At 56.8% G+C, this 18116-nt stretch carries 14 protein-coding genes and 1 pseudogene; 1 reads left to right on the top strand and 14 read right to left on the bottom strand.

Annotated features, from left to right (window positions below):
* Nucleotides 1-131 precede the first annotated feature (131 nt).
* Nucleotides 132-250: pseudogene (locus ACG1VR_RS00435) on the top strand (replication protein RepA).
* A gap of 25 nt (nt 251-275) precedes the next feature.
* On the opposite strand, the gene ACG1VR_RS00430 reads toward ACG1VR_RS00435, so the two are convergent.
* From ACG1VR_RS00430 to traF, 14 genes are all read right to left on the bottom strand, one after another.
* On the bottom strand, nt 276-536 hold the full coding sequence (locus tag ACG1VR_RS00430) for a replication regulatory protein RepA (RefSeq protein ID WP_166712764.1): 261 nt from the start codon (nt 534-536) through the stop codon (nt 276-278).
* 152 nt (nt 537-688) lie between these two features.
* Complete coding sequence (locus ACG1VR_RS00425; protein ID WP_395488832.1) at nt 689-1234, bottom strand: phospholipase D family protein; 546 nt, start codon at nt 1232-1234, stop codon at nt 689-691.
* A 147-nt stretch (nt 1235-1381) separates the two neighbouring features.
* Nucleotides 1382-2173 (bottom strand): DsbA family protein, encoded by a 792-nt coding sequence (locus ACG1VR_RS00420; protein WP_182930700.1) that lies wholly within the window; start codon nt 2171-2173, stop codon nt 1382-1384.
* Nucleotides 2166-2885, bottom strand: coding sequence for a fertility inhibition protein FinO (locus ACG1VR_RS00415; protein ID WP_395488831.1), 720 nt, complete (start codon nt 2883-2885; stop codon nt 2166-2168). The genes ACG1VR_RS00420 and ACG1VR_RS00415 overlap by 8 nt, the downstream gene beginning before the upstream one ends.
* Nucleotides 2886-2951: 66 nt before the next feature.
* A complete protein-coding gene (traX, locus tag ACG1VR_RS00410) occupies nt 2952-3689 on the bottom strand; it encodes a type-F conjugative transfer system pilin acetylase TraX (RefSeq protein ID WP_395488830.1) in 738 nt (245 codons plus the stop codon).
* 1 nt (nt 3690) lies between these two features.
* Nucleotides 3691-8931 carry a conjugative transfer relaxase/helicase TraI gene (traI, locus tag ACG1VR_RS00405; protein ID WP_395488829.1) on the bottom strand — a complete coding sequence of 1747 codons (5241 nt, stop codon included), beginning with the start codon at nt 8929-8931 and terminating at the stop codon, nt 3691-3693.
* Entirely contained in the window at nt 8931-11033 is a 2103-nt protein-coding gene (traD, locus tag ACG1VR_RS00400) for a type IV conjugative transfer system coupling protein TraD (RefSeq protein WP_395488828.1), read from the bottom strand. The genes traI and traD overlap by 1 nt, the downstream gene beginning before the upstream one ends.
* A 133-nt stretch (nt 11034-11166) precedes the next feature.
* Nucleotides 11167-11841: a tetratricopeptide repeat protein gene (locus ACG1VR_RS00395; protein WP_016247525.1), complete on the bottom strand. Its 675-nt coding sequence runs from the start codon at nt 11839-11841 to the stop codon at nt 11167-11169.
* A 74-nt stretch (nt 11842-11915) separates the two neighbouring features.
* Nucleotides 11916-12347 (bottom strand): entry exclusion protein, encoded by a 432-nt coding sequence (locus ACG1VR_RS00390; protein ID WP_395488827.1) that lies wholly within the window; start codon nt 12345-12347, stop codon nt 11916-11918.
* A gap of 21 nt (nt 12348-12368) precedes the next feature.
* Nucleotides 12369-15191: a conjugal transfer mating-pair stabilization protein TraG gene (traG, locus tag ACG1VR_RS00385; protein WP_395488826.1), complete on the bottom strand. Its 2823-nt coding sequence runs from the start codon at nt 15189-15191 to the stop codon at nt 12369-12371.
* Complete coding sequence (gene traH, locus ACG1VR_RS00380; RefSeq protein WP_230199841.1) at nt 15191-16525, bottom strand: conjugal transfer pilus assembly protein TraH; 1335 nt, start codon at nt 16523-16525, stop codon at nt 15191-15193. The genes traG and traH overlap by 1 nt, the downstream gene beginning before the upstream one ends.
* Before the next feature lie 38 nt (nt 16526-16563).
* Nucleotides 16564-17109, bottom strand: coding sequence for a type-F conjugative transfer system pilin assembly thiol-disulfide isomerase TrbB (trbB, locus tag ACG1VR_RS00375; protein ID WP_060446834.1), 546 nt, complete (start codon nt 17107-17109; stop codon nt 16564-16566).
* Nucleotides 17099-17347, bottom strand: coding sequence for a type-F conjugative transfer system pilin chaperone TraQ (gene traQ, locus ACG1VR_RS00370; protein WP_011901838.1), 249 nt, complete (start codon nt 17345-17347; stop codon nt 17099-17101). The genes trbB and traQ overlap by 11 nt, the downstream gene beginning before the upstream one ends.
* Before the next feature lie 16 nt (nt 17348-17363).
* Nucleotides 17364-18107, bottom strand: coding sequence for a type-F conjugative transfer system pilin assembly protein TraF (gene traF, locus ACG1VR_RS00365; protein ID WP_193771662.1), 744 nt, complete (start codon nt 18105-18107; stop codon nt 17364-17366).
* Nucleotides 18108-18116: the final 9 nt, after the last annotated feature.

Below are 18116 nucleotides of genomic sequence, written 5' to 3'. Positions count from 1 at the left end.
TTATGTTGCACGGAAGGAGCACTGAGCACAGAAGGTATTGCAGTTTTCTGAGCATAAAACTATACTCCCTGCATAGAGCAACAGCTTCTATACAGTTTAAGTAGGCCCCGTTAATCTCCTGACCCGCCAAGATTAGAGAGATTATCGGGGTTTTTGCTTTTCTGGTTCCGGGTAGACACCTCATCAGAACCAGTTCCCTGCCACCTTACGGCGTGGCCAGCCAAAATTCTTCAGACGATCAGTAATCTAGCATTGAACATCAAAAAGTAAAGTCTTTACTTCAGCAGCCCCTGTTCACTAAGTTCCCGCTCGATGAGTTTTTCAATGAACTGGGCCTGAGTTATCCCTTCCTGATCACACAGCGCAATCATGCGATCTTTAAGAGGGTTACGGATAAAGACTTTCACTTCTTTGTGTGTAATCCGCTTTCGGGCTACAGCCGCTAACTGCTTCTCAGAAGCAGTCATCGGATTACCTTTTCGGTAAGAACGCTTTTCTTTCGATGAGGAAGTTACTGCATTTTCGACCTGCGACATCTCTGCCTCCTCAAGGATCAAACAAGGATCGTTTCGCAGAGGATACTACAGATTCGTGAAATCAGCGACTTAACTTTACGCGTAAGTGTGAGCCATGTTGGCGCATGGTTCACCAGGATAGAGGTAGATTTCGGATCAAATGACGATGCAACTTAGTATGAAGAATGCCACTCAGTTCCTCCGTCCCAGCGCGACTGCCAGTGCTGAAGGTAGGTTTGTGCCACTTCCGGCACCTCATTAATCACCAGCACATTCTCGCTATTCCTCGATGCAGCAGAGCGAGTGTAGTTAAAGCTACCAGCCTCAACTGTATGATTATCAACAATAATGACTTTGTCATGCATGATGGCGTAGCGACCGTTGGTGCGCAGCGGAATTCCCGCGTTCACCACGACGTTCATCGCCGCCTGGCTGGCTTTGCTCCGGTTGCCCTTTTCATCAAGCACTATCTTCACATCCACACCACGACGTTTTGCCCTGACAAGCGCAGTAACCACCTCCGGAGACGTAAATGAGTAGCCCATCAGCCGAATTTCCTGCTGTGCTGACTCAATCGTCTTAAGGACCAGCTGCAACGCGCTGCCTTCAGGTGAAAAGCCGACCTGTACGGAGGGTGCCGCTGCTGCGGGCTGAATACAGCTCAGCGAAAGGCATACCAGACCGGACACGGCCAGCTGGCGAAAGGTGAACTTACGCATTAAATAACCTCAGAAATACTGTTCGGATGTGTTAACCAGAAACGCCGGAGACGGGGAAAACTTGCTTTTACCCTTCTCCGGGGTTGGACAACTGAGCACGGCGAAGGCGTCAGTCTCTTTTAGCGGTATCAGGTGGCGGACGCCTGATTATTTTTTGGTATCGCCGGCAGCATGACTGATGGCCTGCTGCAGGGCCTCCGCGCTGGTGTATCCAGGGATAACCGTCACGTTATCAGCGCTGGCGCCGGCTGACGGGAGAACCACCAGGGCTGGAGTACCGCTGAAGCCCAGCTGCTGCGCAAGTGTGTTTATGCCATCCAGGGTTCCCTGAACATCTGGGGCTGTTTTCGCATCGAACTTCACGGCTTTTGCGGCCGCGCTGATATCAGCATCGGTCAGCTTACCCTCGTTGTGGCCGGTGGCGTAAATCGCGTTGTGATAGTTAAGGTAAGCATCGGCCCCCTTCTGCTTCCAGATCTGAAGCCCGGTTTTCGCCGCGCTGAGCGACGCCGGCCAGCGCTGGCCAAATATCGGGAATTCCTTGAACACAAAGCGCACGTCCGGGTTAGCTTTTATCACTTTCTCCAGTTCCGGCGCCAGGCGGGCACAGTAGATGCACTGGTAATCAAAGAATTCAACGACCGTCACTTTCGCATCAGCGGGCCCATATGACGGCGTGCCTTTATCGTTCAGCAGCGCTGCCTGATTCTGAACCACGGCGGCCGTCATCGCCTGCTGCTGCTTCTCCTGCTGTTGAGCCTGCAGCTTCTGGCTGACCTCAACCAGCACTTCCGGATGAGCCAGCAGGTAGTCTTTCGCGATTTCACCAATGCGGGCTTCCTGCTCCGGGGTAAAGGCAGCGGCAGGTTTCTCTGCTGCCCCCGCCATGCCGGAGACCAGAAGGCCAGCGGCAAGCATGACTGAAAGGGTTTTATTCATGTTCATCCTGTGTTTTTCTCTTCTCGGTTGTTATCAGTTCGTTCCGTGCACGGGTGGCGACGCTTCTGACCGCCCTGCGCTGTCGTTTAGCATGCTCCTGAGCCCTGCGCTCCACGGCATACGCCGCCTCCTCCTCGCTCACCGGTGCGACCGGTTGTCCGGCAAGGTTTTTACGCCACGCGCCCACCGTCATGGCGCCCAGATACGCATCCGAGCGGGTGACTGCGGCAAGGCAGCGTTTCAGCGTCTTCACGGAAACCTCCAGCCCGCGCCGGCGAATGTCATTGACCATCGCCTCCCGGATGTTGACCGCCAGGAGCTGCGGCTGGCCGTCCGTCACCAGGGCCGGCCAGCAACGATCCAGGAGCGCGAGCGCGTCCGCAAGCGGCATGACCTTCCGGTACACCGGTTCCGGGGCAGGTTTGCGCCTGGCCGCCCGCATGGCCTCCCTCTCCTGCGCCTGTCGCTCTGCCCACATCCGGGCTTTCTCTGCTTTTCGGGCGGCCTTCTCGTCCGCCTGCGCCTTTTTCGCGCTCTCATCCACCGCCTGCTTCCTGACCTTCCAGGCAGGCGTCGTGTTCACCACCACTGTCTTTTTACGCGTGACCCGGCCCGGCCCCGCACCGTCCGGTTCACTGTTGTTAACAGCACGCTGACCTTCTGGCTCCGCTTTGCGGCGCAGCGTCAGCGTGGGGCGCCCCTGCTCTGTCATCCTGCCTCCGGATAAATCTGTTTCACGTATACTCCCCTGACTGACCCTATTCTGACACGGCAGATATCACATCACCATCAGTCCGATGACGGCGAGGTGCACCGCGTAGAACAGCGGGAAAAATTCGCGCGGCCAGAACCGCGGCACGCGGCAACAGGTCCGGCTCAGCACCGTCAGGGTTATGCCGGGTATTACCAGACCCGCGATGGCAAAGGCGGGGCTGTCCGCAGCATTCAGCGCGAGTATCGCCAGCGCCAGACACAGTGCCAGCCCCGTGCGCGTGGTGCGCCTGCCCGTCATACAGACGCCGCAGGCCAGCATCAGCATCATTACCCCCGCCAGCCCGTAGCTTCCCTCTGATAACGGCAGCCAGGCCAGAACCAGCATCAGGGACAGCGGCCACGCGCGCGGCCCGTGCTGCTGCATCAGCGCCAGCGCCTGTCCGCTGACCGCAAAGGCAAACAGGATATTGCCCAGGTCCGGGCGCAGCCCGGCCAGTATCCAGCCGCCCTGCGCCACACCCGCCCATATCCAGAGCCGGTTCAGGGCGCGCTGCTGAATCTGCGGATGGCGGGCGAGGTTCATGGCCCAGACCAGGCCAAAGAGCGGAAACGCTCCCCGACCGGCAAGACGCAGCCAGTCATTATCCAGTCCGCACAGCATGCTGATGTGGTCGGCCACCATCAGCAGCAGCGCCACGGTTTTGATAAGGTCGGTCTGGCCCGGCGTCCACACAAGCAGACGCTGCAGCCAGCAGTCGGCCACCACCACAAGAGGGAACAGCGGATGCTTTTCAGCACGCATATCAGTCGCCTCCCAGGGTCTTTTCACGCTCAAGGTCTCGCACCGTTTCGCGCTCCATCTGCTGCAGGCGGTCCCGCTGCACGCTCTCGCGCACCACCTGAGACACCGCCTCATCCCGGCGGCGTTCTTCCGGCGCTTCCGGCAGCGTGAGGGGGGAAGGGGCCGTCTCTTTCCCCCGGTCCATCTCCCGCACCACATTCTGCACGGCGACGTCGTCACCACCGGCCGGCCGGCCTCCGCTGCGGGCCATCTCGCGCACCGACTCTTCAGCGCGCTTCTCCATCTCGCGCATCTGCTGCGCCTCGAGCGCCTGCTGTGCCAGAACCTCCGGCGGAACCGCCTCCCCGGGCCGGGTGCCGGCACTGTCAGGCAGGTTGTCCACCCAGATGCGACCGCCGGTAATGGCGCCGGGGTTCCACGGCCTCGCCTCACCTGCGAGCCGCACCACCACGCCGCTCTGCGGATTCTCCCGCGCGAGCCGCACGCCCTCCTCCATATCCCGCGCCAGCAGCGACTCACCGTTCCGGCTGACCTGCAGGCCCGCGAAGGCCGCATCCTCCCGCCCCATTACCCGCCCTTTACCTCCCAGCCCCTGAAGCACCCCGTCGCCGGAGGTCAGGGTGCTCAGCCAGACGCCGGCGGATTTCCCGTTGCGGTCAAACGCCGGCAGCGCCACATGGGGTTGCGGGTACTTACGCCCGGGCGAGATAAATTTCGCCATAGAGCCCTCCGGTTGCAGCCCGACCTGGCGCAGCGCGGCGCGACCGGCAGGCACCTCACCCAGCGCCTTTGCCGTCGCCGTCAGGCAGGCGGCATTCGCGACCGCACGGTCGCCGCGCGGCTCGAGAATGTCATGCGCCGTGCTTTTTGCCTGCGACCTCTCCATCGCGGCCACCCACTTATCCCGGTTGTCGGTATAGACCTGGGCGTGCTGCTTCATGCGGCTCAGCGCCACGTAGGCTGACTCAAAGCTCACCATCTGCTTGCGTCCGCCCTCCGTTCCCTGCAGGGAGATGGAGAACGGCTCACTCGCCCCCTGAGAGCCGTTGACGGTGACGGCGTAGGCCAGGTCGATGTGCTGCTCTGCCTGCTCCGCTGACGGGGTGACCGTGCGGGTCTGTTTTCCGTCTGACAGCGTGACGCTGTCACCTTTTATCTCACTGACTGTCCAGACACTGTTGGCCACGAAGCCCCGTTCGTTGTCGCTTTTCGAAAAGCGCATCCGGTCGCCTTCCGACACGGTGATGGTGTCCTGACGGTAGAGCGTGACGCCCTCTGTCGCCGCCTGCGCGGGCGACAGGCTGCGGGTGTTGCCCTGCGCATCCTTCAGCGTCACCAGGTGCGCCTCCCCGTCCAGCGCCTCAATGCTGTAATACGTGCTGTCCAGCAGGACCAGGCTGTCGCGGGATGCCTCCCACGTAGCCATGCGCCTCAGCTCCCCGTCGCGGATATTGGCAGGTGTAAGGACCGGCAGCGTGACCTCTTTTTCACCCACCTCGCCGGCACCTTTACGGGCATCATGAATCATGGCATTCACCTGACGGCGGTCGGCATTCAGGGCGGTGATAACAAGGGTCTGCGCCTGCGCCTCTGGCGTACGTCCCGTGTAGTCCTTCACGATGGCCTCCAGTAACGTCTCCGGCTGCCCGCCAGGCATCAGGTCACCGGCCGCCACGGCTTTCGCTATGGCCTCCTCCCGTTCACGGCTGAACTCCACCACAGAGCCCTCCGGCTGCCAGGCCCCGGCCTTACGCGGCACCTGTGCCGGGGCCACGCGCTCAATGGTCGTCAGGGCGTTGCCGATATCCCGGTCAATCAGGCTGTAGACGGCGGGCTTCAGCGCCGGCGTCTGGCGCACAATCTCCTGCATCACCGCCATGTCGATGGCGCTGCGCGCCTGCAGCAGGCGGAAGGGCTGACCCGGCGCGATGGACTGCAGCTGGTCGCTATCGCCACTGGAGACCGCGCGACCGCCGCCGCCGGCAATCAGGCTGTAAGCTTTCGCCATGTCGGCATTGCCGACCATCGAGCTTTCATCCACGAGAAACAGCACGTTGCTGAAGTCCGGTCGTTCGCCACCGCGCAGCTGCTGCTGCGTGTCGTGAATAAAGGCCGCCAGCGTCTGCGTTTCGGGCACGCCCGCGTCGCGCATCTCGCTCACCGCCCGGTGCGTGGGGGCCACGCCGATAACCCGCGGCTGCTCGCGTTCCGGCAGCGTGCCGATGGCCGACATGACCGCCCGGAACTGAGTGGTCTTACCCACGCCCGCGTAGCCCTGCATCAGGGTAAAGCGGTCGGGGGATTCCAGTATCATGCGCGTGGCGTTTTGCTGCCCGTCGGTCAGGCCCGCCAGCTGCGCGTCCGGAACCTTATCCATCAGCGGGGTGACGGCCCCCTTTCCTTCCAGCACATGGCGGAGGATACTTTTCTCCGCGTTGTACGACTGGCGTGAGACCAGCAGCTGCAGGCCGTTTCCAGGCGATACCGGCACCGACAGCAGGGCGCCGCTGCGTATCTGACGGTCCGCCTCCTTTTCGATGGTCTGCAGGCTGAGGCTGTCCTGCTCAAATTCTTTCGCGGCGGCCATCAGCTGCGGCTTCGTGAACGCCAGGCCGTTCCCTTCCAGCACCGGAATGGCCAGATGGATAGCCTGCTGCTCCGGCGTGTGCAGACCGGCCTTCTGGTGCGCCAGGGCATCAGAAAGCCTGTCATGCCCCGCCGCATCCTTAATCTGTTCAGACACGACGCTCCAGGCAGACTGACGCGACAGCTTCTCCGTCGTTTTCTGCGCCGTCTGTGCGGAATAGAGCTGCACCGCCCTGCCGCTGAGCGCCAGTTTGTTCAGCGTGGTGTTATCCAGCTCGCGCTGCGACAGCGAGGCAAAGACCGTGGCGCTGTCGCTCACCGAGCGGCCCGGCGACTCCACCCAGCCCTGACCCACCTTCGCGGCGGTAAACGGGCTGTCGCCGGCGGGCAGGACCACGTCCGCCTTACGCCCCGGCAGGCTGACGACGAGCCCCGCTTCCCCGAGCGCCTTAACGGTCACCGTATCGCCCCCCTTCAGCCGCGTCCCCTGCGCCTGGCCCAGCACCGCCAGACGGTCGCCTTCAGCCACCTGCAGCGTGCCGGTGCGGTAAAGCGACCAGCTGCTGTTGAGTTCAGACAGGCGGGTCACCCGCGTCTCACCCTGGGCGTTACGCAGCGTCAGGCTGTTGTTGCGGCCCGTCACGCGGTCAATGACAAAGCGTTCCCGGCTACGCTCTTCGGCATTCCAGCGCTCCATGACCATCCCCTCCCGGTAGTGGTCGCGCACCTGCTGATGGCGGCTGTCGAGCCAGACCGGCTCCAGAGTGGTGATGCTGACCTCCCGCTCGCCCAGCACCTTTTCCACCTTAAGCGCCTCGCGGACAGCGCCTGCCAGTACGGCCTGCTCGCGCGGACCTGAGACCTGCGCCACGCTGTGTTCACCTGCGCGGACGCTTCGGGCAAAGTCAGCGGCCAGGCGGTCATACCGCTGCCGCCGGTCAGGCTCGCTGATAACCGAGACCTGCGTCTTCTCACCGCCCTGCCACGCGAGCGTGCTCACTCCCGCCTCCTTCATGACGGTGAGGGCGCTGCCGGTCCCGGTGCGCTGGCCGCTGTCGGCTATCAGCAGCTGGACGTTATGGCGCAGCGCGCCGTCGAGCAGCGTGAGCGTTTCTTTCAGGGTCAGCTTCTCCCCCTGGTCCACAATCAGCGTGCTGCCGGGCGTAAAGGTCATGCCCTCCGTCAGCTCCCGCCTGTCAGTGATATGCTCGCCGCTGAGGCGCTCATCCTGCATAAGGGCGCTGCGCGAGCGCCTGTCGGCGGCGATAATCTGCACGTCACGCCCCTGCTCGCGCGCCATCATCGTCAGCTCCGCCACGCGCTCACGCTGACCGGCCGCCCCGCCCTGACCCGAAATGATCGCCACGGGCGGACGGTCCTGGGCCAGAACGCTCACGGCATCACTGTATGACCGGCTGCGGGGCACGCTTTTATCCGGAAAAATGTCAGCCTGCCCCGTCCGCTGTAAATCGCGGGTCATCGCCGACACCGACAGCTCATCCAGCACGTGGATGTTCGAGGTAAACAGCCCCTTCTCTTTATCCAGCGGGATGAGCTTCTCATTTTTTATCGCCGCATCGATGCCGTCACGCGCCATCTCCACCATGCCCGGCCGCGCGGGCAACTGCCCGAGGGTGGTGGCCAGCAGTTCGGAATACGTGAACCGCGCCCGCCGGTCGCTCAGCATCGCGATGGCCTGCCCGACGCTGCTGTTAATATCAATGGCTTCAGGCGTCGTTGCGGGAATATTCCCCTGCACAACCCGCAGGTCTGCCGCCTCACGGTAGGCTTTAATGTCAAACCCCGTCTCTTTCAGGGTCTGCATCCACTCGGCCATGCGCTGTTCGGGGTCAACCTTCTGCTTCGACTGGCGGGTATCGAGCGCCGCCACGTCGCGGGACTTCAGGGACGCGTCATCCCCGACCGCCTCGCTGATGGTCCTGCTGCGGCTGGAATACGGCTCCGTCGGTACGCCCTTCAGCTCCCACATGCCGTGTTTGCCGACCGTCTCAGTCTCATAGCCCATCGCCACGACGTCATCCTTCAGCGCGGCACGATACAGGCGGCCAAAGGCAATCTGGTTGGCGTAGATATTCTCAATAAACCCGGTTTTACCCACCCTGTCGCTGCTGAGCGTTCGCCACTCATCGCCATGCTGAGTGGCATTGGCCACCACCGCGTGGGTGTGCAGCTGCGGCTCCTGGTCGCGGCTGGTATCGTGGTTAAACAGCGCCATCACCAGGTTGCCGGTCAGCTGCGTCTCGCTCCTGCCCTCCGTCATAACCCGCGTGGAGGCCATTGCCTCTATCTGCTTAATGGCGGTCTCCACCGCGCGGTTGTGTGCCTCAATAAGACGCTTGTCGCCTCCCAGCATGGCCATCACGGAGACACTTTTGGGCGCAGAGAAGGTGAAGTCGTAGCCCGGACGGTGTTTGTTCGCCCCGTCCTGAGTCCGGCTGAGGTCGCTGCCGTCCGGCAGGCGTCCCTCCAGAACCTTCGTAAAGACCTTCTGGTCCACCCCGCCGCTGAGCCCTAGCGCTTCAGCCCCTTTTCCGGCCCAGCGCTCGCCCATACTACCGATAACGTAGTAGTTGTCCTTGTCGGTGTAATAATTGCCCGCGCTGCCGGCGGATTTTACCGATCCGATGCTCATCATCAGATGTATCCTCCCGGCTCAAGATCCTTTTCAGGCGCCCGGTGAACGTTGATGTTCACTTCTTCACGACGCTGCCTCTCCTGAGGAGACAGTTCGTCCTGCTCCGCCTGCCACGCCTCCCATGCCGCCATATCCACTACTTCACCGCTTTCATCGATGCCGGGCGGCAGCTGCTCTGCCTCTTCCGCCTTTGTCTTCAGCTCAGGCTCCACACCGCCGGCGCCTGCCGCACCTGCTACGGATGCCGCGTCTGCAGCGCGGGGCGCGGGCGCGACAACATCGGCATCCGGTTCAAAGAGCATGGCGATGCTGCGGGATTCATGTTCACGTGCAGCCAGCGCGGCATTCAGGCGTTCCTCCGCTTTCCCGTCGATGGTGCGCGGAATGAATTCCGGTGCCACCTTTGGACGCTGCTGATACTTCAGCGCCATTTTCACGGCAGGATAAGGTCCGGGAAGCGTGACGTAGCAGGAGAGATCCGGCAACGTCTGGACGTCGGAGTAACTCACCAGGGTGACGCGCTCCATGTCCTTGCCGACCGAGGTACCGTCGCGTACCGGGTCCACACCGTAGGAATACTGCTCGGACGCCTTGAGGATTTCTTTTTCACCGATTTCGCCAGCGGCGAACTCGGCGATATTGCGCGACGGCGAGCGGAAGAAGGCACGGGTGTTCAGCACGTCGAACAGCGTTTCCGCCGGCTTCTGCCCGTAAATATCTTCCAGCTGGGCGTAGGACTGAATGCCAATGACGTAGCAGCCGCCAAACTTACGCGCCTCCGGCAGGATCTCAACCAGGTCCGGCAGCTTGTGCAGGGTAGGCAGCTCGTCGGCGAAGATCCACACGCGGCGGTTACGGTTTTCCCCCATCGCCAGCAGCCCGCGAATGGCGATGGACAACCACATGGAGATAACCGGCTTGAGGGAAGCGTGGGTGTCAGCATTGGAGGAGATAAACAGCCAGCCGTTTTTACCATCCTCACGAACGCCGCGCATCCAGTCGCGTATGGTGAATGACTCGCCGTTATTTTCGATGCCATGCAGGTAGCGGATAGCCTTGACGTAGTTGGTCAGCACGGCGCGGATGGAGATGGCCGTTTTCTCGATTTTCTCTTCCACCAGGTTCGCCGCCGGGGAGTTTTTCAGGTACGAGCGCAGCTTCTCAATCTTGATGGAAAGCAGCGTGTCGACCAGCTTGCTGTAGCTGCGGTCCTTGTCGTTGCGCATCAGATAAGCGGCTTCGGCAAAGATGGTACGTCCCGACCCCTGCCAGAAGGGGTCTTCCTTCGTGCCCATAGGAATAAGCGTGTTGGAAACGTTGTCGAAGTCAGGCTGCGTCAGGCACTCCCGCCACAGGTCCCATGCAGCGCAGCGCGCATCCAGCGGGTTAAGGATTTTATCTGTGGCCGGATCATAGTAGCTTTTGACGAACTCACAGGAACGGTCATACACGATGACCATATCGCCACGCTGGCGGGCGTAGTTCATCAGACGGCGGATAACTTCTGATTTACCGGCCCCGACGGTACCGTGCAGACAGAAGTTCTGGATCTCCGAGTCCTTAATAAGCGGCAGCTCACCGATTTTGATGTCGGATGCGAGACCGTCGCGCCTGAGCATTTTCGCCACCGCTTTCGGGTCGTCAGTCAGCTGGCGCCCTCCCGTTATCTCGTCCTCACTCTGCTGCTTACCCTGATGGCCCAGAATCCAGGTGGTGACAAAGAAGGTAATAACGCACACCACGGCCGCGATGATGGCAGCAAGAATAAAGGCCGTCCAGACCTGGTCGGCGCACCACTGGATATATTTGTCCTGCAGTATTTGCTGCGCGTTGTACTTCAGCTCATGGCCGTAATAACGGATGGTATAGACAGGCTGGGATTTAAAAATATCGCGCATGGGGGCCAGCGTCTGACACCAGTAATAAACCATGCCGTTCACGAACGTCTGCCAGGTCAGTTTAACCGACAGCGTAATCGCGACAATGATGCCGAAGAGAATGACGAGACAGTACACGATGATATTGGCAATTTGACTGAACATACGGATACGCATGCTCGCGATCTGACCGCCCTGGGTCATATCCTTAGCATTAAAACTCATATTAGCCTCATAGAGGTTGGTCTATATGTATAGCGACCATGATTTCAGAAAGCAATTGATTTAATGTCATCCGTTACAAAACACTAGGATGACATCATTTAACTAAAGGCGGGGAGATTATTAATAATGAATGTTATTTTTTAAGTAAATCACACGCTCCTGCATATCCATGTGAGCATGATTTTTTCAAATAGATATCTGCCATTCCAGAATCTGGAAATACACCATCACCTCTCATATAAGCCCCTGCCAAATTAAACTCAGCCTGTCCGTTATTTTTAATGGATGCTTTCTCCCACCAGATCACCGCCTCGTGCATATCCCTATTAACACACTCACCTGTAGAATACAGGTTTCCAATATTCAAATATGCCAACTCAAAATCTTTTTGAGCTGAGGAGTTAAGCAAATCCATTATTTTATCACAACGGGCATCTTTCAATAATCCATTTTTATAAAGCATTGCCAAGTCATTCTGAGCAGATGCATTCCCTGCATCTGCTGCCTTCCCCCACCAATAGCCTGCTTTTTTTATATTTTTATCAACACCTTGCCCATAATAATAGAGCAGACCTAGGTTATTTTGGGCATCTGAATTACCCTGAATCGCCGACTTATTAGTCCAATAAAAAGCTTTTTTATAATCACCAGATACGACCAAATACATTGCACCTAGCTTATATTGAGCTAATGCGTTTCCAGAATTCGCATCTTTTTTTAAGTTAGTGTAGTAGTCGTCGCTAGCCCTTACACTCAAGGTACACGACAGGAAAACAAAAACTCCCAACATCCCATAGAACACTCGCATTGTTTATCTCCATAAAACTAAATATTATATCCATACACAACCATGAAACTGACTATGAAATCCTACAACTCAATCTAACGCTTCCAACCCATTGGATAATTACTTTCCGGATTATAATTAACATTATCAAAGTCCACGGATTCAAAGTCATTATTTATAGAGTGGGCGCCATCTACTTTGTTTTTTTCAAGCCACTCTTTGATGCTTATACACCCGCTAACCTTATATAAATCCATCAATGTACCCACAATGAATACAAAAAAAGTAACAAGAGGAGGAGCCAGTGAACATATAGGCATTATCACATACCAAACTACCCTGTTGTATGTGTAGGGTTCAACACTGCCTTTATTCTTAGATATTTTATAAAACAAATAGATGAACAATCCTTGCCATAAGAGCATAGTTGCACCAATGAATACCACCTCCGTAACTAACCATCCAGCCAGATAACAAGCAATAGACTGAAACAACACTACCATGAATATCTGAAGCAGATTTCTCATCGCACCCTCTCTGGCATCCTGTTACTGCTTATATTTATCTTGATATTCTTTTGCCTTCTTCATCAGTTCTTCAGGACTGTCAGCCCCCGGCACTCGTTCTTGAGACTCCTTTTCCTTATTATACGTATTCATTTGCGAAGATTGCTCTGAATTATGATGTTTTTGCAGATCAGAATACTGTTGATTTATGCTGCCTTCTTCATCGCGTATTCCTCCTTTAGTATCGGCTATATTCTCTCTCGATGTTGTGAGCATATTATCAACTTGGTCTTTTACATTATTCTGAATTCCGCTGTCCTGTGTACGTTGTTCGATAGTAGCCTGATGAGACTGGTGATCGGCAATAACATCGCTATTTCCACCGCCACCAGAAATGGCCCCCATACCATGGCCAACATTTCCTTTAGCTGCTGAATATGATGCATCAACGCTCGGTTGTACCTGCTCCTGAACAAATCCCCAAGCCAGTTCCCGACGTTTTCCTGCGATTTCTGCTGAGCTGGTATTAGTAAGCAATGTATCTGCATCTTGAGGTGCATGTTTACGGACATACTGGGCAAACTGCTGATTTAGATCCTCGCTCATTTGACCACTCATACTTTCTGTACGAGACGCCATTTCAGCATATTCATGGCTACGAGCCTGACTTGTGGTGTACTGATCATAGCTCTGTTTTGCTGAGTTCAACGATGCCGAAAGTTGATCTGCTCGGGAAGCCGCATTATTGTCCGTATGGCTCCCAGATTCACTGACTTTACGGCTAGTAAAGTAATCACTCGCCTCCTTAAAGTCCTGGGTTGCTTTAGCATCCATATCATGTCGAGCATCATGGCTAGCTCGAGAGCTATTTGTTGCTTGGTGCATATCGTCATCGGAAAAATCAACTCCCGCCTTAACTCCTGCCTGAAACCCTACCCCTCCTCCGGTACCCAGCACATTCAGCCCCATACTTCCTTTAGCATGTGCATCACCATACAATCCGAGTGACGCTCTGGTGCTCCTTGACGCTAACTCTTGAGTGGCCTGTTCATTACTAATATTATGCCCTTTCGCATAGCTTTCTACTGCGCTGCGCATCCTGCTGGCCATCATAGAATCCTGAGCACTCATAGTGCTGTCTGCGCCACTGGTCATTGAATTACTGCTACCACGGTTTGAGCCAAACTGACTAAGCGTATTCCATGCGCTACTCAAACTACTGTTATATCCATGCAATGCACTCTCTGACTGGGTTTGTGCCTCGCGGGCCATTGCCTGCTGTGCGGTTGCAATCTGACGAGTCATGTTGATACTCATAGGAATACGTGACGTAGCACCACTGGAATCTGTCACTACACTACCATCACGCATTTGCGTCGAACTGGCTCCGTTAGCCAACTGTTGGCTCATTTGTCCAAATACTGTTGAGCTATTGGTATTCCAGTTAAAACCACTCACATTTTCTGTCTGCATGTTAGCGTAGGAGTAGTTACCATCAACAGCACCAGAGGCAGCAGTGGCTGCAGGGCTGATAGCGGAAGAGGCCAAATGGCTGTAGAGATTTGAGAACCCCGCCCCCAGTCCCTTCAGCATTCCCCATGCCAGTGGCGGGATAAGCATCGACAGATAGCCTGCCGTGGTAGCGAGGTCTGAGTATTTTATCTGCACCTGTGACAACTCCGAGAGAACCACTGGTGAACCGTTGGCCTTCGCATAGAAGGTCATGCAGCTGTTGAGGATGGCGTAAAGCAGTGGCCAGCTCTGCACCCACATGATAGCCAGCACGTACCCCTTCAGCACATTAAGGGTGACGGCGTTAAACATCCCGCCCAGCACCATCAGGGGGAATATTCCGATGGTCAGACCGACAATCAACGTCTGAGACATAGGAAGTGAGCGTAATGCCACCTGGCCGACCGTCGCATGCGCCAGCCGCTGCTTCTCCATCGATGACGTAGTGGCGATATTCAGCAGGCTTGAGGTATCACCGTTGCGGGCGGCGTAGCTCATAATACCGTTTCGCAGCGCGTTCATCGTCACATTCTGACGGACAATCGACGCGGCGCTCTGACCGGCCCCATAGAAATAGTTATAGCTGTCCCCGATCATCTGGCTGAACAAAATGTCAGGATTCGGACGTCCGCCAAAAAGCTGACGCACGTAGTAACTCCAGGTTTTTCCTCCGGTCTGAGTATCCAGGGCAAGCTTTGGCTTAATTACCGCAGCGGCTTCTTCACAGGTTAAAAACTGATTATTGTTGTTGAATATCCCTCTCAGCGGACTCGGCTTTGAGAAAATCAGCGTATACGGGTCTGCGCTGTTCATCAGCTCTTCCATGGTATATTTTCCGTTCAGGAAAATATCGCCCATCACGCAGTTCTGCACATAGTCCGTGAATATCGTCGTTATCTCTGGGTTCTGTGATAAAAAGTCCGTACTGCGTGAAACCAGATTCGCCCCAAATATCATGCCGGTTTTGCTGTAGGTGATGCTGTCGGGCTGTGAAAAGACCATTTCGTACCCCTGAACAAGGGCATATCCGATTTTGGTCGTCAGCGATGCAGGCAGAGCCAGCCCGACGGGCACGTTATCGACTTTATAGACCTTTGTCTGATTACTGATATCGATTATTTGTACGGAGGTGCGAACGCTGACCAGTAGCGACATCAGTACGATAACGCCCGCCCAGCCCAGCATATCCATGATGTTGTGCCGTCGTATCCACGAAATAGCGACAACCAGCACAGAGAAAGCCGTCGCAATACGCCGAATAACAACCCAGTTCTCCGTCGACATGAACGTGACGATGGCATTCAGCGTCTGCGTCAGCCAGTCGCCGCCCGCAATGACATAGATTTCCTGCATCAGCGCGCCCCCCCGAAGTGATAGTTGTTCTGGTAGCGCTGCAGCATGCGTGCCGAGACCTGCTGGCGCATGTAGCTCATCTGGCGGTCAACAACCAGAAGCGCGTCCTGCTGTACCTGCACCTGTGCCTGGAAGGAGGCTATCTGTCGCGTGGCTTCGTTAAGGTTATTATTGATGCTGTCGATAACGGCCTGGTCATAGTTTCCCGTTGCCACCATTGCACGGGCCTGCTGGACCAGCTCCTGGATGTACTGGAGCAGAATGTCGTAGCCGATATAATCGGTTAGCTGATAAACGAGGCTGTTAGAAACACCCAGCATCTGGGGATCAACCAGGTACTTGAAGACCGGGATGGTAGTACTTGTGATAAATCCCTTCTCTTTCTCGGTTAACTTTAGATCGGCAACGGCTTTATTCTGAATGCTGGAAAGGATGTCTTTTATCTGATTTTTCAGTGCATTTTTCTGGCTGATCGTGACATTAGCATCGGCAACCACCTTCAGACATTTATCGCTGTCATTACAGTGATACACCCGTGCAGTCCCCCCCTCCATCATGGCCCGAATAAGGTCGCGATCGGTCGTTCTGGCCGGAAGCGGGGTTATATTACCCTTCTCATCAAAGACCATTGTTCCGGTCAGGGTCATGATGAACTCCTTAAGCTCTTTATTCCCGTCAAACATGCGGTTCTTGCCGAGCGCATTCCAGATGACATTGATATTCTTCGTGATGCGCTCTTTATCCTTATCACTGGCCTTATCACGGACCTTATCCATACTGCCCCCTACCGTACAGCCCTGGCGGGATGCAGCCCAGTCCGCAAACATGTTGCTCTCGCCGGCAATGTCCTGGCAGACCTTCTGCTGGGAGACCTGGGTGCGCGGAAACAGACCGCCGACAATCCCCTGCGCCGCCTGGCAGGAGCTGAGGTTCATGCTGTTAATGTCGCTGGCCATCTTCTGCAGGAAGTCTTTAGCAGTCTTGATTTCCGGTACCGTAGTCTGCAGCGCCAGATCGAAGAAGTATCCGGCCGCATTGGACATAATCTGCTTGGCGAAACGCTGCAGCTGATCGCTGTTAATAAAGCTGAAGGAGCCCAGATAGGCATCGATACCGCCGCAGCCGGCGTTGATGTCGGGCAGCGTCATGGAGATAAGCTGGACGGTTTTCACCTGCGTACGGGCATATAGTGAGCCACCCGTGGCGTAGCCAGCGGCCTGCCCCTGCCAGACCTGTGGCTGGCTGGTATTGGAGTCAAAGCCCAGCTTATTAAAGAAGGTGTTCATGTCGCTGTTCACGTCCGCACTAACGGTTGTTGAACAGACGAGAAGCATGCAGCCCAGAAGACTGCGGTGTCTGAACAGGTTTATCATCATTTCACTCCGCGCATCTGAAGGACCGTATCCATTCGGGCCATAAAGCCCTGTTCGTCGGTCGCGCCCTGCAGCAGGGGCAGGGCTTCAAGGGTGTTTACGTTGACGAGAAAGGTGGTTGGCGTGGCCACGGGCAGGTTAGGGAAAAAGGTTTTCATTACCTCCGGCGGCGCGGGCAGCGCATCGGGAAAGGACGCATCCCCCTGACCGTCGATGGTGTAGGCCATCACCCCAAACCCCACCCGTGCCGACAGCGACTTCAGGACCGGATCAAACTGGTGGCAGTACGGGCAGTGTCCCTGCATAAACAGCACGACCTTCCAGTCGGCCAGATTGACCTGGCGCCCGTTGCTGAGGCGGTACCAGACCGGCTGCTTCGCCGGAAGTGGCTTAGCTTCAGGGTCTTCCGGGGATGTTGGCAGAGATCCCGACGCTCGCGCCCCCTGTGGATGCCATAACGATTTGATCTCGTCCATTGTGGAAGCCTGTGTGGCCAGGCTGAGGGTCATGAGCGCCACGGTAAACACGGTATGTCTAAGGTTCATGTCGGCATCCTCCGGCATCACGGGCCTTTTCGGCCTCACGGGCAGCATCAATCCAGCGGTTGATAATGCGGTAGCCCCCCCAGAGCACCATCGATACGCCGATTATCTGCGCCAGAAGAATGGCCATCTCCGGCTCGCGCCGGACCAGGCGGGAAACAATGTGAAACCATATCCCGAGGCTCAGCACCCATAATCCGGGCACATCGAACTCAGGCAGGCGAAAACGGAATTTACGCATGCGAACTCTCCCTGTATTAAAAGTTGGGGGCAAAATCTGTGGAAACGTTGAGGAACTGCTTCGCCAGGTCATCCTGGCTGATAAAGCCATACGAGACGGGTTTGACCGTCCCGCTTTTAGGGTCAGCCAGCATCAGCGCCGGGAAGTAACGAATACCCAGCCGGCTGGCCTGTCCACCGTCCATTCGGGTATCCGGCAGGAGTGGATTCACGATACCGTCCACGGAGACCGGAATGACGCTGAGGTGATACGTTTCGCGGAAGTTTTTAATGACCTGAACCAGCTGGCCGTCGATCGGGTCCTGTCCGCGGTAGAAGAACATCACGCCATAGCGCTGTGCCAGCGTTTCAATGGCGCGGCGCTGGTCGGCAAAGTCCGCCGCCAGCTGGTTGCGCACGGTACCGTTGTAGTGGCTGTGCTGCAGGTTGTAGTCGAGCTCGGGGTGTTCGAGCATCGCCTTTTTAGCGCTCATCGAGAACAGCCCGGCCTGCTGCGTCCAGTAGTTCTGCAGGCGGAAGTAGCGGGTAAAGTTCTCCACGCCCGGATACAGAATGGCCTCGTACATGGCGCGCTTCGTGGCCTGCTGAAGCGTGGCAAGCTTCTCCATGATGTCCGGCGAGGCCTGCTGAGGCTGTGTTGAAGAGGATTTGTCGTCCTCCGGCGTTCTGTGCGATTCGTTGTACCACTGCCAGCCGGCATCTTTTCCTGTGGCGGAAAAAACGCTGCCAAGAAGCAGCAGCGCTAACGCCGTCTTTCTCATTTTCACTGG

It is taken from the genome of Cedecea davisae (assembly GCF_044095835.1).
GTDB classification, from domain to species: domain Bacteria; phylum Pseudomonadota; class Gammaproteobacteria; order Enterobacterales; family Enterobacteriaceae; genus Cedecea; species Cedecea davisae.
This window is presented reverse-complemented; position numbering and strand designations above follow the sequence as displayed.

Excerpts from the sequence above, each read along its gene's own strand:
- traG (WP_395488826.1), bottom strand. The coding sequence starts at position 15,191 with ATGCAGGAAATCTATGTCATTGCGGGCGGCGACTGGCTGACGCAGACG.
- traD (WP_395488828.1), bottom strand. The coding sequence starts at position 11,033 with ATGAGTTTTAATGCTAAGGATATGACCCAGGGCGGTCAGATCGCGAGC.
- traH (WP_230199841.1), bottom strand. The coding sequence starts at position 16,525 with ATGCTTCTCGTCTGTTCAACAACCGTTAGTGCGGACGTGAACAGCGAC.
- traF (WP_193771662.1), bottom strand. The coding sequence starts at position 18,107 with ATGAGAAAGACGGCGTTAGCGCTGCTGCTTCTTGGCAGCGTTTTTTCC.
- ACG1VR_RS00390 (WP_395488827.1), bottom strand. The coding sequence starts at position 12,347 with ATGAGAAATCTGCTTCAGATATTCATGGTAGTGTTGTTTCAGTCTATT.
- traX (WP_395488830.1), bottom strand. The coding sequence starts at position 3,689 with ATGCGTGCTGAAAAGCATCCGCTGTTCCCTCTTGTGGTGGTGGCCGAC.
- ACG1VR_RS00415 (WP_395488831.1), bottom strand. The coding sequence starts at position 2,885 with ATGACAGAGCAGGGGCGCCCCACGCTGACGCTGCGCCGCAAAGCGGAG.
- ACG1VR_RS00430 (WP_166712764.1), bottom strand. The coding sequence starts at position 536 with ATGTCGCAGGTCGAAAATGCAGTAACTTCCTCATCGAAAGAAAAGCGT.
- ACG1VR_RS00425 (WP_395488832.1), bottom strand. The coding sequence starts at position 1,234 with ATGCGTAAGTTCACCTTTCGCCAGCTGGCCGTGTCCGGTCTGGTATGC.
- traI (WP_395488829.1), bottom strand. The coding sequence starts at position 8,931 with ATGATGAGCATCGGATCGGTAAAATCCGCCGGCAGCGCGGGCAATTAT.
- ACG1VR_RS00395 (WP_016247525.1), bottom strand. The coding sequence starts at position 11,841 with ATGCGAGTGTTCTATGGGATGTTGGGAGTTTTTGTTTTCCTGTCGTGT.
- traQ (WP_011901838.1), bottom strand. The coding sequence starts at position 17,347 with ATGCGTAAATTCCGTTTTCGCCTGCCTGAGTTCGATGTGCCCGGATTA.
- trbB (WP_060446834.1), bottom strand. The coding sequence starts at position 17,109 with ATGAACCTTAGACATACCGTGTTTACCGTGGCGCTCATGACCCTCAGC.
- ACG1VR_RS00420 (WP_182930700.1), bottom strand. The coding sequence starts at position 2,173 with ATGAATAAAACCCTTTCAGTCATGCTTGCCGCTGGCCTTCTGGTCTCC.